Source organism: Saccharopolyspora sp. NPDC045839 (assembly GCF_056431645.1).
The window spans coordinates 471,820-486,568 of sequence record NZ_JBWKKH010000001.1; the positions used below are offsets into that span (position 1 = coordinate 471,820).

Genomic DNA, 14,749 nt, shown 5'->3' on the forward strand with positions numbered 1-14,749 from the left:
ACCTCGGGTTCACAGCTGAATTCCTTCGGAAATTCCAGAAATGGCCGCCGACCAGCGAAGTCGGCCGCACGCAGCGCCCCGACCGAGCACGCCGACGACGGCGTTTTCGCAGGTCAGGGCAAACATGAAAGTGCCGTTCACGTTTGACCGCCGACCCGCCGCGCGCCAGGATCGGTCATCTCGCCCGAAACCCCCGAACCGGGGTTTCTTCGTCATGCCCATTTCCAGGGCAACCGTGCAGAAGGAGCCATTGATGATCCACGCCCGCGGCCTGACCCGCCGGTTCACCGTCAAACGCCGGCCGGTCGACGCCGTGCGCGGCCTGGACCTCGACGTCGAGCCCGGCCAGCTGGTCGCCTTCCTCGGGCCGAACGGCGCCGGCAAGTCGACCAGCCTGCGGATGCTCACCACGCTGCTGCCGCCCACGTCCGGAACGGCCACCGTCGCGGGGCACGACATCGTCGCCTCCCCCACCGCGGTGCGCGCCCGCATCGGTTACGTCGGCCAGCGGAGCAGCGCCGGCGAGAACTTCCGCGCCCGCGACGAGCTGATCACCCAGGGCCGCAGCTACGGCCTGACCCGCCACGACGCCCGGCGCCGCGCCGACGAGGTCCTCGACCTGCTCGACCTGACCCCGCTGGCGGCCCGCAAGCCGGGCACGCTCTCCGGCGGACAACGCCGCCGTCTCGACATCGCGATGGGCCTGGTCAACCGCCCGGCGCTGCTGTTCCTGGACGAGCCGTCCACCGGCCTCGACCCGCACAGCCGGGCCAACATCTGGGAGCACGTGCTGCGGCTGCGCGAAGAACACCGCACGACACTGCTGTTCACCACGCACTACCTCGACGAGGCCGACAGCATGGCCGAGCGGGTGGTGATCGTCGACCACGGCCGGGTCATCGCCGACGGCACGGCCGAACAGCTCAAGGCCGACCTCGCCGGCGACCGCATCACCATCACCGTCGCCCACGCGGACGCGGCACCGGCGGCCGAGGCCGCGGCCCGGCTCTCCTCCCCCGACGCCGTCACCGTCGACGGCCAGTCGGTCCAGGTCCGGGTGCCCCGCGCCGACACCGCGCTGCCGGAATACCTGCGCGCCTTCGAAGGAGCCGGGGTCAAGGCGATCGCCGCCGAAACCACGCGCCCCACCTTGGACGACGTCTTCCTCGTGCTCACCGGCCGAAGCCTCCGCGAAGGCGAAGACGAGTCGTGAGTGCCGGTTCCGGTTCTCACCGGCTCGCGCACTCACGACACCTGAACCGCAGAAAGGACCGATCGATGCAATTCTTCCGCGACACCGCAACGGTTTTCGCCCGGGAGTTCACCCCGGCGCTGCGCGAGCCGATGGTGATCCTGTTCAACATGGCGCAGCCGGTGCTGTTCCTGTTCCTCTTCGGGCCGCTGCTGGCCGGCACCTCCGGGTTCGACGCCGCGCCGTGGCAGTGGTTCGTGCCGGGCATCCTCGTGATGATGTGCCTGTTCGGCCCGATGATGGCCGGCTACAACCTGCTGGTCGAGCTCGGCGGCGGCTCGCTGGAGCGGATGCTGGTGACGCCGCTGAACCGCTCGGCGATGCTCGTGGGCCGAACGCTGAAGGAGTTCGCCCTGCTGCTGGTGCAGGCGGTGCTGCTCATCGCCCTGTCCGTGCCGCTGGGCTTCCAGCTGCACCCCACCGGCGTGCTCGCCGGGCTGGCCCTGCTGCTGGTGTTCGGCGTCGGGCTCGGCGCGCTGTCGTTCGTGCTGGCGATCGCCTCGCACCCGGGCGGCGAGCTGTTCTACGCGATCACGCAGCTCGTGCTGTTCCCGTTGCTGCTGCTGTCCGGGGTGCTGCTGCCGATGGACTTCGGCCCGGCGTGGCTGCAGGTCGTCGCGCGGTTCAACCCGGTCTCGCACATCGCCGACGCCGAGCGGGCGCTGTTCTCCGGGCAGCTCGCGGACCCGTCGGTGTCGTACGGGATCATCGCGGCGGGCGTCATCGCAGCCGCGGGCCTGTGGCTGGGAACGCGCGCCATGAAGCGCGGCATCTGAACCCGCCTCGCCTAGGCTGGGGGCAGCGCGCGACCCAGGAGGAGGAGCCGTGTCGGTCACCGGTGAGCAAACCGCGGAAACCCGCGTCCCCCTGCGCGATCAGGTGCGCAGGGAACTGCAGGACCGCATCGCCGATGGCCGGCTGCGCCCCGGTGACCGGATCTTCGAGCAGGAACTCGCCGCCGAGCTCGGGATCTCCCGGGTTCCGGTGCGCGAGGCGATCCGGATGCTGCAGAGCGAAGGGTTCGTCGACGTGCTGCCGCGCCGCCGGGGCGTGTTCGTCCGCGGCCTGGACCGCCAGCAGGTCAAGGAGCTGTTCGAGGTCCGCGAGGCGCTGGAGGTCTACGCCGCCCGGCTGGCCTCCGAGCGCGCCGAGGCCGAGGAAGTGGCGCAGCTGGCAGACCTGGCCCGCAAGGCGCGCGAGGCGCACGAGGCCGGTGACGTCAACGCGATGTCCGACGCCAACGCCACCTTCCACGACACGCTCGTCGGGCTCGCGGGCAACGACCTGCTGGCGTCGATGCTGGAGCCGCTGCACAGCCGGCTGGCCTGGCTGTTCCGGATGAACCTCGAACCCGAGCGGGTCTGCACCGAGCACGAGGCGCTCCAGGCCGCGATCGCCGCCGGCGACGCGGACCGCGCCGCGGAGGTGGCGAAGCAGCACGTCCTGTCCAGCCGCCAGATGGTCCTGGAACGCATGCTCTTCTGACCGGCTCCGGCGCCCCACTCCAGGAACTCGGCCGGATCGATTCCGACGCAGCGGCGACCTCGATCGACAGGCTCGTCGGAACCCTCCTCGACGGCCTTCGCCCCGCGAACCGCTGACCCTGCGCGGCGCGCCGGAGATTTCCGCACACCGGATCCCTTGTGCCACAACGGCACGGGGGATCCGGTGCGTTTGCCGGGAAAACCGCGCCCGGCGAAGATTTCGGCATACGAACGACCCGGCCAACTCTTGACCAGCGATTCGGTCAGGCCTACCTTACGTATACATATTCTTATACTTCCACATCGTGGAATAAATAGGAAATTCAAGGTAGCCGAATGTTTCAACGTGGAAACCCGGGAGCAGCCTTATGACCGCGACGGACGACCGAACTGCCACGGATCCGCCCGGCTCCGCCAGCACCGCTCTGTACAGCTACGACCTCGCCCCGACGAAGAAGGAGGGGCGCCGCTGGGGCGCCTACAACGTCTTCACGCTCTGGGCCAATGACGTGCACAGCCTCGGCAACTACGCCTTCGCCATCGGCCTGTTCGCGCTGGGGCTGAGCGTATGGGGCATTCTACTGGCATTCGTGCTGGCCTCGGTGCTGTTGTTCCTGCTCCTGACGCTGTCCGGCTACATGGGCCACAAGACCGGCGTGCCCTTCCCTGTCATGAGCCGCATCGCGTTCGGCACCAAGGGCGCGCGGATCCCGGCCGCCGTCCGCGGCATCGTCGCGATCGCCTGGTTCGGCATCCAGACCTACCTCGCGGCCGCCGTGCTCAACGCCCTCCTGGTGGCCATGTTCCCCAGGCTGCAGGTGCTGGAGACGACGTCCGCGCTGGGGCTTTCGACGCTCGGCTGGATCACCTTCCTCGCGCTGTGGGCCGTCCAGGTCCTCATCGTCAGCTACGGCATGCACGTGATCCGCAAGTACATGGCGATCGCCGCGCCGACCACCCTCATCACGATGTGCGCGCTGGCGATCTGGATGTTCGTCCGCGCCGGCGGTTCCATCTCGATCTCCACCTCGCAGCCGCTGACCGGCGGGGCGATGTGGCTGCAGATCCTGCAGGGCGCCGCGCTCTGGGTCGTGATCTACGGGACCTTCGTGCTGAACTTCTGCGACTTCACGCGCTCGGCCAAGAGCCGGAAGTCGATCATCGGCGGGAACCTGATCGGGATTCCGGTGAACATGCTCTTCTTCGCCGGCATCGTCGTCGTCCTCAGCGGGGCGCAGTTCAAGCTGGACGGCCGGGTGATCACCAGCCCGACCGACATCGTGCAGACGATCCCCAACCTGATCCTGCTCGCGAGCGCCTCTGTCGCGCTGATCATCCTGACGATCGCGGTGAACCTGATGGCGAACTTCGTGGCGCCGATCTACGTGCTCGTGAACCTCTTCCCGCAGAAGCTGAACTTCCGCCGGGCCGGGTTGGTCAGCGCCGTCATCGGCCTCGTCATCCTGCCGTGGAACCTCTACGACAACCCCGTCGTGGTGAACTACTTCCTCGGCGGCCTCGGCGCGCTGCTCGGCCCGATCTTCGGCGTGATCATGGCGGACTACTGGCTGCTGCGGAAGGCCCGCGTCAACGTCCCGGACCTCTACACCGAGAACCCCGACGGCGAGTACCACTACCGCAACGGCTACAACCCCAAGGCGGTCTGGGCGTTCGTGCCCGCCGCCGCGATCTCCGTCATCGTGGCCCTGGTGCCCGTCTTCGAGGTCGTCGCCGGGTTCTCCTGGTTCGTCGGGGCGATCCTCGGCGCGGCCATCTACGCCGTCATCGGCGATCGCAAGCACGAATTCCACGACGTCGACGGCGAAGCCATCGCCGTGGCCGCCGAGTGAACAGCCAGTCCGTGAGGGGAAGCATGAGGATCGTCGTCGCCAACGTCAACACGACCGAGGCGGTCACCGAGGCAATCCGGCAGCAGGCCGTGAAAGTAGCCTCCGACACCACCGAAATCGTCGCGGTGACACCGGATTTCGGGGCCGGCTCGGTGGAAGGAAACTTCGAGAGCTACCTGGCGGCGGTGGCGGTGATGGACCGCGTCAGCCGGCTCGAAGAACCCTTCGACGCCGTGGTGCTGGCGGGCTTCGGCGAGCACGGCAAGGAAGGGCTCGCGGAGCTGTTCGACGTGCCGGTCGTCGACATCACCGAGGCCGCCGCGCACACGGCGTGCCTGATCGGCCGCCGCTACGCGGTGGTCACCTCGCTGCGCCGCACGCTCGGCCAGATCCACGACCGCCTCCAGCTGATCGGCCTGGCGGGCCGGTGCGCGGCGCTGCGCGCCGCCGAGATCCCGGTGCTGGAGCTGGAGGCCGACGAGGACCGGGCCGCCACGCGCATCGTCGAGGAGGCGCGGCTGGCGGTGGAGGACGACGGCGCCGACGTGATCCTGCTCGGCTGCGCCGGAATGGCGGGCCTCGCGGAGCGGATCGAGGCAGAGGTCGGCGTCCCGGTCGTCGACGGGGTCGCCGCGGCGGTGAGCCTGGCGGAGGCCCTGGTGAACCAGAACCTCACCACCTCCAAGCGCGCCTACCCCACGCCGCAGCCCAAGCCCCTCAAGGGCTGGCCGCTGCAGTGAACGGCCGGTGGTTCACCGCGCCCCGGGATCACGGCGCGCGGTGGACGGCCAGCTCGACTCCGCCGGCCAACCGGTAGGGCCTGGTCTCCACGAGAGTTCCGTGCAGGCGGCGCAGCCGCGACACCTCCGCGCGGACGGTGACGAGGTGCTCGGTGTCGCCGAACAGGGCCCGGCTGAGCGCCTGCGCGGTGAGGCCGGCGGGGCCGGCGGAGTGCAGGAGCGCGAAGATCTCGGCGTGCCGCCTGGTCAGCGGGCGGCTCCATGCCGCGTCGCCGGAGCGCAGGCGCAGCACCGGCGAGCCGGACAGGTCGAGGTCGAGCAGCACCGCCCGCCCGCGGTCCGACGGCCGTATCAGCCAGCCGTCCGCCAGCCGCTCGGGCAGGCAGGCACCGACGCCGGGAACCGCGATGACCTGCCCGTCGGCCGGCGCGGCGATCCGGTCCCCCACCGCGATGCCCGAGCTGTGCGCGACCCAGCCGTCGTCGTCGACCAGCAGAGCCGGCCCGGCAGCCGCGGCCAGCAGCGGCCCGGCCGACCGCCGCAGCCGTTCCAGGCCCTGCCGATGGCCGCGCCAGAGCTGGGACTCGGCGAGCCGCCGCGCCGTCTCCACCAGGGCGCCGATCGCCGGGTGCAGCGTCAGGGCAGGCCCGCTGACGTCGACGACGCCCAGCAGCGCGCCGGTGCGCGGGTCGTGGATCGGCGCGGCGGTGCAGTACCACGGATGCTGGCCCTGCTCGAAGTGCTCGCCCGCCAGCAGCTCGACCGGTGCGGCCTCGGCCAGCGCGGTGCCGATCGCGTTGGTGCCCACGTTCGCCTCGGTCCACTCGGCGCCCGGGCGGAAGCCGAGGTCCTCGGCCCGGCGACGGACCGGCGACGCACCCTCCTGCCAGAGGATGACGCCATCGGCGTCGGTGACCACCAGCAGCAGCGGCGAGGCGTCGGACACCGCCCCGATCACCTGCCTGAGTTCGCCGATGACGTTCCGCAGCGGCGAATCGTGCCGCCGCCGCGTGAGTTCCTCCTCGGCGAGGGCGGCGCGGACGTTGCGCCCGTCGGCGGTGAGGCCGAGCCCGAGCACGCGCGACCAGGAACGGGAGACGAGGGCGCGTGGGCGCAGCTGCGGCCTGCTTCCGGAGATGACGGCGTCGTGCATCCGCACCAGGTCGCGGGCGTAGTCGGGCAGGTGCCGACCCGGCGGGACAGCGTGCGGAACGCTCACCGGTCCACCTCCCGCGCCATCGCCCTCGCGACGATGATATGTGGCACCGGTCACTGCACGCGATAGCCGAGTGCAATTCGCTGCAACCCTTGCCGGCCACTCCGAACGAAGGGTGTGATCTGCGTTACTCGACAACTGGGATGACAGGGAGTTGCGATGACGCAGACGATCGACCCGGTGGCACGGCCCGGCTCCCCGCAGGAGCTCGTCGATGCCTGGCTGAATCGTTTCGAGTCCGCGCTCGCGGCCGGCGACGCCCAGCAGGCGGCCGCGATGTTCGCCGCCGACAGCTACTGGCGGGACCTGGTGTCGTTCACGTGGAACCTCAAGACCGTCGAGGGGCGCGAGGGCATCGCGCACATGCTGGAGTCCTGTCTGGCCCACACCGCCCCCGCCGGATTCCGCACCACGGAGGCCCCGGTCGAGTCGGCGGGCGTCATCGAGGCGTGGATCGAGTTCGAGACGGCCTGCGGCCGCGGGAAGGGACATCTCCGGCTGACCGACGAGGGCGGCTGGACGCTGCTCACCAGCCTGCGCGAGCTCAAGGGATTCGAGGAACCGCGGCGCGAACGGCGCCCGAAGGGCGCCCACCACGGGACGATCAGGGGACGTCGTTCCTGGGCCCAAGAACGCGACCGCGAGACGACCGAGCTCGGGCGCGAGCAGCAGCCCTACGTCGTCGTCATCGGCGGCGGGCAGGGCGGCATCGCGCTGGGCGCGCGGCTCCGCCAGCTCGGCGTGCCCGCCCTCGTCCTCGAACGCAACGCCCGTGCCGGGGATTCGTGGCGCAAGCGCTACAAGAGCCTGTGCCTGCACGACCCGGTCTGGTACGACCACCTGCCGTACCTGCCCTTCCCCGACAACTGGCCGGTCTTCGCGCCCAAGGACAAGATCGCCGACTGGCTGGAGATGTACACGCAGGTGATGGAGGTCCCGTACTGGACGGGTTCCGAGGTCACCTCCGCCGGCTGGGACGACGCCACCGAGCAGTGGACCGTCGTGGTCGACCGCGACGGCGAGGCGATCACCCTCACGCCCCGGCAGCTCGTCTTCGCCACCGGCATGTCCGGCAAGCCGAACATCCCGTCGTTTCCTGGGATGGAGCTCTTCCAGGGCGATCAGCACCATTCCTCGCAGCACCCCGGCCCCGACTCCTACGCGGGCAAGCGGGCGGTCGTGATCGGCTCCAACAATTCCGCCCACGACATCTGCGCCGCGCTGTGGGAGCACGGCGCCGCGGTCACCATGGTGCAGCGCTCCTCCACGCACATCGTCAGGTCCGAGTCGCTGATGGACATCGCCATGGGCGACCTCTACTCCGAGCGCGCGGTGAGCTCCGGGATGACCACCGACAAGGCCGACATGGTCTTCGCGTCGCTGCCGTACCGGATCATGCACGAGTTCCAGATCCCGGTGTACAAGCAGATCCGGGAGCGCGACGCGGACTTCTACGACCGGCTGGAGAAGGCCGGGTTCCTGCTCGACTGGGGCGACGACGAATCCGGGCTGTTCATGAAGTACCTCCGCCGCGGCTCCGGCTACTACATCGACGTCGGCGCCTCCGAACTGGTCGCCGACGGCGAGATCGCCCTCGCCCACGGCAAGGTCGACCGCCTCACCGCCGACGGCGTCGTGCTCGCCGACGGCACCGAGCTGCCGGCCGACGTGGTCGTCTACGCGACCGGGTACGGCTCGATGAACGGCTGGGTGGCGGACCTGGCCGGCCAGGAGATGGCGGACAAGGTGGGCAAGTGCTGGGGCCTGGGTTCGGGCACGACGAAGGACCCCGGGCCGTGGGAGGGCGAGCAGCGCAACATGTGGAAACCCACGCAGCAGCAGGGCCTGTGGTTCCACGGCGGGAACCTGCACCAGTCCCGGCACTACTCCCTCTACCTCGCCCTGCAGCTCAAGGCCAGGTACGAGGGCATCCCGACGCCGGTCTACGGCCTGCAGGAGGTGCACCACCTGTCCTGACCGGCCGGCGCGGACCTGTTCCGGACTTTCAGGTTCAACGCGTCCGCTGGTCACTCCGGCCGCGAGTACTTTTGGGCCGCTATAGAGCCTGTTTCCAAACTCATCCTGCGTAGCGGTGCGGGTAGCGGAACCTCAGGCGTCTTCTCGCTGTGGGATCCCCGACTCATGAATGCCAATTCACCACGTCGGGGCTGTCCTCGCGAGAAAACACCTGAGAACCCGCAGCGGTGCAAGCTGAGTAGGTGGGCTAAGCGGCTGCGCCGCTTCAAAGACAAAACCCCGCCCTACCACACCTCACACCACGACATCCAAAACAGCCTCGATAGCGACCCAAAGTACTCACGGCCCGGGACCTGCAGGAACGCCGCTCTGCACGCCTGCGGCTAGGCGCGTTCGGCTTCGTACTTCCTGGCCATGTGGGCCACCGCGTCGTGCTGGGCCTGGGCGTGCCCTTCCCGCGTCGCGCTCGCCCGCGCCTTGGCGTCCAATGTGGACTGTCGCTGCCCCTGGAAGGCCGGCACCACGTGCTGCGCGATCAGTTCGTAGGAGCGCTTCGTCGCCGCCGGGTTCGCCCACTCGTGCGCCATCAGCAGCATCGCGCCGAACCCGCCGGACTGGTCCACCAGCCGCTGCACCTGCTCCGCCGCGTCCTCCGGGGTGCCGATCACGCCGACGCCCGAATCGCGGATGAACGCGATCATCTCCCCCACGTCGCCGCCCGACACGTGCATCTGCGGGAAGGCCGCGATCTTCTGGAAGTACTCGAACCAGTCCTCGATCCCGTGCTCGACGTCCCGGTACGCCTGCTCCCGCGTCTCGGCGACGTGCATCAGGCCGACCAGCCGCCACGCCCCGCGATCCACCTCGGCACCGAAGGCCTCGGCGCGCTCGGTCATGATGCCCCAGTGGTGGCCCAGGGCGTCGAAGCTCTCGGCGGTGAGCGTCGCGCCGATCGACAGCAACCCGATGCCGTGCCGCCCGGCCAGCCGGGGGCCGGTCGGAGACGCCACCGCGGCCACCGTCACGTCGAACAGCGGATCCGAGTAGGGCCGCAGCTGCAGGCGTGCGTCGACGAGGTTGTGCGTCCGGGTCTGCGCGGTGACCGCTTCGCCGCGCAGCAGGCGCAGCACGATGTCGAGGTTCTCGTCGAGCAGCTCGCGGGTCTCGGTCGGGTTGAGGCCGATCATCGCCGAATCCGTGGGCAGCGAGCCGGGCCCGACGCCGAGCATGACCCGGCCGCGCGTGAGGTGGTCCAGCAGCACCATCCGGTCCGCCACCCACAGCGGGTTGTGGTACGCCAGCGAGATCACGCCGGTGCCGAGCCTGATGTGCCGCGTCCGTTCGGCCGCCGTGGCGATGAAGATCTCCGGCGAGGCGATCAGCTCGCTGCCCGCCGAGTGGTGTTCGCCGATCCACGCCTCGTCGTAGCCGAGCGCGTCGAGGTGCCGGATGAGTTCGAGGTCGCGGTGCAGTGCCAGGGTGGGGTTCTGGCCCGCGGTGTGGAAGGGGGCCAGGAAAACGCCGAAACGCAGCTTGCTCACGCCTACCTCCTGGGTAGCCCGGGATGCCTTCCCCAGTGCACTAAAGTCGCCTGCGGTCTGCAATCGCCCGACCGGACCGGCCGGAATAGCCTGCGCCTATCGGTCCGTTAGGCGTGGCGTACTTGTCGTACCCACTGGTCGGTGATTCATTCGGTGCACAAAGCCGGTTTTCCGCTGTCCGCCGGTCCGAAGTGGACGACAAGGAGCTCGAGAGTGCCCGCAGCCGACCGGCCCGCCGCCGGTACCCCGTTCCCCGTCCGGCTGGCCGAACTCGCCGCAGCCGAACCCGACCGCGCCGCGCTGACCTGCGAGGACACCACGCTCACCCGGGCCGAGCTGGAATCCGAATCGAACCGGCTGGCCCGCGACCTGCTGGCGCGCGGGGTGCGGCAGGGCGACTTCGTCGGCATCGTGCTGCCCAACGGGGTGCCGTTCGTGCTCGCCGAGATCGCGGCCTGGAAGGTCGGCGCGGTGCCCCAGCCGCTGAGTCCCAAGCTCCCGGCCGGCGAACTGGCGGAGATCATCGCGCTGACCGAGCCGGCGCTGGTGATCGGCGACGTCGAACCCGAGCTGACCGGCGGTCGCCCGGTGCTGCCCGCGCGGTTCCGCTCCGCCCAGCAGGACGACGGGCCGCTGCCGGTGGCGGTCTCCCCCGCGTGGAAGGCGCCGACCTCCGGCGGCAGCACCGGGCGGCCCAAGGTGATCGTCGCGGGGCGGCCCGCGCTGGTGGAGGACGTGGAACCGTCCGCGGACAGCTTCGGCATCGAGCCCGGCGGCGTCGCGCTGGTGCCGTCCCCGGTGTCGCACAACGCGCCGAACATGTCGGTGGCCATGGGACTGCTGCGCGGCAACCACGTGATCCTGATGCGCCGCTTCGACGCCGCCGAGACGCTGCGGCTGATCGGCGAGCACAAGGTGACCTGGCTGTACGTGGTGTCGACGATCCTGGCCCGGATCTCGAAGCTGCCCGCGGAGGTGCGCGACGCCGCCGACATGTCGAGCCTGCGCGCGGTCTTCCACACGGCGGCGCCGGTGCCGGTGTGGCTGAAGCGGCAGTGGATCGACTGGGTCGGGCCGATCCTGCGCGAGCTGTACGCGGGCACCGAGGCGCAGGCCGCCACGTTCATCACCAGCGAGGAATGGCTGGCGCATCCGGGCTCGGTGGGCCGGGTGCTGCGCGGCGAGATGGAGGTGCGCGACGCCGGAGGCCGGGTCCTGCCGCCGGGCCGGGAGGGCAAGGTGTGGATGCGCACGGCGGCGGACGTCGATCCGACGTACCGGCTGCTGGGCGGCCGGGCGCAGGTCGACGGGGAAGGCTGGGAATCCCTCGGCGACATCGGCTGGTTCGACGAGGACGGGTACCTCTACCTCGGCGACCGGGAGACGGACATGATCCTGGTGGGCGGCGCGAACGTGTACCCGGCGGAGCTGGAGGCGGCGCTGGCGCTGCACGACGCGGTGGTGGACAGCTGCGTGATCGGCCTGCCCGACGACGATCTCGGCAACGTCCCGCACGCGATCGTCCACCCGCGCCGCCCGGTGACCGAGGAGTCGCTGCTGGAACACCTCCGCACCCGGGTCGCGCCCTACCGCCTGCCCCGGAGCTTCGAGTTCGTCGCGGACCCGTTGCGGGACGAGGCGGGCAAGGTCCGCCGCTCCCGCCTCCGTGCCGAACGCCTCCGGTGATCCCCGCGCCCCGGCACACCACCACCCAACACACCGACACCTGTGGACAACGTCCCGCAGTTTCAATTGAAACCGTGTCCCACCGGCGTGTCGGCACACGACATGCCGACGCCTGTGGACAACTTCCGCAATTTCAATGGAAATCGAAGGTCCGATTTCCATTGAAATTGCGGAGGGACGAGGTTAGGTGAGGGTGGCGAGGTTGGTCAGGACCTTGTTGCAGTCTTCGATGATCTCTCGGGTTATGTCCGCCGCCGGCCGGAGTTGCCGGAACGTGCCGACGACCTGGCCGATGAAGAACGACGCCAGGGCCTTCCCTCCGTCGTTGCCCGCTTCGGCCGCCTGGTTGATGCGCCGCCACGCCTCGTCGACCAGCATCGGTTGCAGCGGCATCGGCAGCGGCGACGGGCTGCCCGGGTTCGCCCACTCCTCGTGCCACGCGCTGCGCAGCTGGCGGGCCGGTTTACCGGTCCGGGTCGGCGAGCGCAGCGTGTCGCCGCTGGTCGCGGCCAGGAACTTGGCCTTCACCGCGGGCGAGGTGATGTCCTCGTGGCTGGACAGCCACACCGAGCCGCACCACACGCCGGCCGCGCCCAGCGCCAGCGACGCCGCCATCTGCCGCCCGGTGGCGATGCCGCCCGCCGCCAGCACCGGCACGTCGCCCGCGAGGTCCACGACCTCCGGCACCAGCACCATGGTCGCGATGGTCCCGGTGTGCCCGCCGGCCTCGGTGCCCTGCGCGACGAGCAGGTCGACGCCCATGTCCAGCTGTCGCTGCGCGTGCTTCGGCGATCCGACCAGCGCCGCGATCGGCACGCCGTCGGCCTTGCCTCGCTCCAGCATCGCCGGCGGCGGGGTGCCGAGAGCGTTCGCGACCAGGGCGACCCGGTGCGAGAAGGCGACGTCGAGCAGCGGCTGCACGATCTCCGGGCCGACGCTCGCGGCGAACCGGTCGCCCGCCGATGCCGTGTCGGCCGGCGGGATGTCGTACTTCGACAGCAGCGAGTCGACGAAGCCGTAATGCTCCCGCGGGATCTGGGCGCGCAGGCTGGCCAGGTAGTCCGCCGGGTCTCCGGTGGCCGTTCGGGCGGGCACCAGCACGTCGACGCCGTAGGGGCGTCCGTCCACCTGCTCCTCGATCCAGGTGAGCTGCGCGTCGAGCTCTTCCGGGGTGTAGCCGGTCGCGGCGAGCACGCCGATGCCGCCGGCGTTGGTCACGGCCGCGACCACGCCGGGTGACCGGTTGAATCCCACCAGCGGACTTTCGATGCCCAGCAGTTCGGTCAACGCGGTGCGCATGCGCGCTCCTTCCCATCGCCGGGGCGACATTGCGCCGGACAGCCGCATGATGCCTACTGCGGCCGCCGAACACCAGAACGCATTTCGCCGACGTCGCCGCAATCCCCCACCCAGGTCTATCCACAATGGACGAAAACGTGGGCGAAACATCCCGAATCGAGGTGAATCGGCACCGGCAGCGCCTTGCGGCACGAGGTGAACACGAGTTTACTTGCATGGTGAACACAAGTTCACGCCGATAGCGAGGAGCCCGATGAGCCTGGCCACGCCCACCGCACGACGCAGTTCGAGGCTCGTCATCGGAGTCCTCGCCTCGTGCGGTATCGCGGTGTCGTTGATGCAGACCCTGGTCGTACCGCTGCTCCCGGAATTCCCCAGGCTCCTCGACACGTCGCGGTCCAACGCGGGCTGGCTGGTCACCGCGCCGCTGGTAGCGGGCGCGGTGTGCGCACCCGTCCTCGGCCGGCTCGGCGACATGTACGGCAAGCGCCGGATGCTGCTGATCTCGCTGGCCACGATGGCGGTGGGCAGCGCGATCGGCGCGGTCAGCGACGACTTCACCGCCGTGCTCGTCGGGCGGGTGCTGCAGGGCGCGGCGGTCGGCGTGGTGCCGCTGGGGATCAGCATCATGCGCGACGAGCTACCGGAGGGCCGGGTCGGCTCCGGGGTGGCGTTCATGAGCGCGACGCTGGGCATCGGCGGCGCCGTGGGGCTGCCGGTGACCGGCGTGGTCGCCGAGAACCTCAACTGGCACTGGCTGTTCGCGGGCGCGGCCGTGTTCGCGATCGCCGAGATCGCGCTGATCCTCTGGATCGTCCCGGAGTCGCCGCTGCGCACCGGCGGCCGGTTCGACTTCCTCGGCGCGGTGGGGCTGTCGGCGGCGCTGACGTGCCTGCTGCTGGCGATCTCCAAGGGCAATGAATGGGGCTGGACGAGCGGGGTCGTCGTCGGCCTGCTCGTCGCGGCGGCGGTGTCGTTCCTGATGTGGGGCGTGTACGAGCTGCGCGTCGATTCACCGCTGGTGGACCTGCGGGTGTCGGCCCGGCCCGCGGTGCTGCTGACCAACATCGCCTCGGTGCTGGTCGGCATGGCGATGTTCGCCGGGTTCCTCGTGGGCTCGCAGATCCTGCAGGCCCCGGAGGACACCGGCTACGGCTTCGGCATGTCGCTGGTGCTGACCGGCCTGGTGCTGCTGCCCATCGGCGTCGCGATGGGCGTGTTCTCGCCGGTGTCCGCGCGGATCTCCCGGCGGCGCGGCCCGCGCACCACGCTGATCCTGGGCGGCACGGTGCTGATGGTGGGCAACCTCGCGGGGTCCTTCCTGCACTCGCCGCTGCCGCTGGTGGTGTTCAACCTGACCGTGGGCGCGATCGGCGGCGCCTTGTCCTACGGCGCCCTGCCCACGCTGATCATGCAGGCGGTGCCGCAGACCGAAACGGCCGCCGCGAACAGCCTGAACAGCCTGGCCCGCTCGATCGGCACGTCCAGTTGCAGCGCCATCGTCGTCGCGCTGACGACCGGGTCGGTGGTGCAGATCGCCGGCGTGAACTACCCGTCGACGCTCTCGTACTCGTGGGTGTTCCTGGTGGCGGGCGCGGCGGCGCTGCTGGCCGCGCTGATCGCCGCGGCGACGCCGGGAACCCGCCGGTACACGCCTGTTACCGCGCAGGTGGCGACCGCGGCGGGGCGGTCGCGCTAGCCTGA

Annotated in this window: 11 protein-coding genes; 8 read left to right on the forward strand and 3 right to left on the reverse strand. The window is 70.3% G+C overall.

Annotated features, from left to right (window positions below):
- Positions 1-253 precede the first annotated feature (253 nt).
- The 5 genes from AC07EQ_RS01985 to AC07EQ_RS02005 all read left to right on the forward strand — a co-directional run bounded on the left by AC07EQ_RS01985 (position 254) and on the right by AC07EQ_RS02005 (position 5,326).
- Positions 254-1,213 carry an ATP-binding cassette domain-containing protein gene (locus tag AC07EQ_RS01985; protein ID WP_478386067.1) on the forward strand — a complete coding sequence of 320 codons (960 nt, stop codon included), beginning with the start codon at positions 254-256 and terminating at the stop codon, positions 1,211-1,213.
- Between the two features lie 65 nt (positions 1,214-1,278).
- The gene (locus tag AC07EQ_RS01990; RefSeq protein ID WP_478386068.1) at positions 1,279-2,028 is read left to right on the forward strand and encodes an ABC transporter permease; all 750 of its coding nucleotides are present in this window, start codon (positions 1,279-1,281) and stop codon (positions 2,026-2,028) included.
- 49 nt (positions 2,029-2,077) lie between these two features.
- Positions 2,078-2,737, forward strand: coding sequence for a GntR family transcriptional regulator (locus AC07EQ_RS01995; protein ID WP_478386069.1), 660 nt, complete (start codon positions 2,078-2,080; stop codon positions 2,735-2,737).
- A 367-nt stretch (positions 2,738-3,104) separates the two neighbouring features.
- The gene (locus tag AC07EQ_RS02000; RefSeq protein ID WP_478386070.1) at positions 3,105-4,586 is read left to right on the forward strand and encodes an NCS1 family nucleobase:cation symporter-1; all 1,482 of its coding nucleotides are present in this window, start codon (positions 3,105-3,107) and stop codon (positions 4,584-4,586) included.
- Positions 4,587-4,609: 23 nt separating this feature from the next.
- A complete protein-coding gene (locus AC07EQ_RS02005; RefSeq protein WP_478386071.1) occupies positions 4,610-5,326 on the forward strand; it encodes an aspartate/glutamate racemase family protein in 717 nt (238 codons plus the stop codon).
- A gap of 28 nt (positions 5,327-5,354) precedes the next feature.
- On the opposite strand, the gene AC07EQ_RS02010 is transcribed toward AC07EQ_RS02005, so the two are convergent.
- Positions 5,355-6,545, reverse strand: a complete 1,191-nt coding sequence (locus AC07EQ_RS02010; protein ID WP_478386072.1) for a sigma-54-dependent transcriptional regulator family protein — start codon at positions 6,543-6,545, stop codon at positions 5,355-5,357.
- 156 nt (positions 6,546-6,701) lie between these two features.
- On the opposite strand from AC07EQ_RS02010, the gene AC07EQ_RS02015 reads away from it, so the two are divergent.
- Positions 6,702-8,519 carry a flavin-containing monooxygenase gene (locus AC07EQ_RS02015; protein ID WP_478386073.1) on the forward strand — a complete coding sequence of 606 codons (1,818 nt, stop codon included), beginning with the start codon at positions 6,702-6,704 and terminating at the stop codon, positions 8,517-8,519.
- Between the two features lie 383 nt (positions 8,520-8,902).
- Here AC07EQ_RS02015 and AC07EQ_RS02020 read toward each other — a convergent pair whose 3' ends face one another.
- Positions 8,903-10,060 carry an LLM class flavin-dependent oxidoreductase gene (locus AC07EQ_RS02020; protein WP_478386074.1) on the reverse strand — a complete coding sequence of 386 codons (1,158 nt, stop codon included), beginning with the start codon at positions 10,058-10,060 and terminating at the stop codon, positions 8,903-8,905.
- A gap of 213 nt (positions 10,061-10,273) precedes the next feature.
- Between AC07EQ_RS02020 and AC07EQ_RS02025 the strand changes: the two genes are divergently transcribed.
- Positions 10,274-11,746 carry an AMP-binding protein gene (locus tag AC07EQ_RS02025; protein WP_478386075.1) on the forward strand — a complete coding sequence of 491 codons (1,473 nt, stop codon included), beginning with the start codon at positions 10,274-10,276 and terminating at the stop codon, positions 11,744-11,746.
- A gap of 183 nt (positions 11,747-11,929) precedes the next feature.
- On the opposite strand, the gene AC07EQ_RS02030 is transcribed toward AC07EQ_RS02025, so the two are convergent.
- Positions 11,930-13,045: an NAD(P)H-dependent flavin oxidoreductase gene (locus AC07EQ_RS02030; RefSeq protein ID WP_478386076.1), complete on the reverse strand. Its 1,116-nt coding sequence runs from the start codon at positions 13,043-13,045 to the stop codon at positions 11,930-11,932.
- 253 nt (positions 13,046-13,298) lie between these two features.
- Between AC07EQ_RS02030 and AC07EQ_RS02035 the strand changes: the two genes are divergently transcribed.
- Positions 13,299-14,744: an MFS transporter gene (locus AC07EQ_RS02035; RefSeq protein ID WP_478386077.1), complete on the forward strand. Its 1,446-nt coding sequence runs from the start codon at positions 13,299-13,301 to the stop codon at positions 14,742-14,744.
- Positions 14,745-14,749 lie beyond the last annotated feature (5 nt).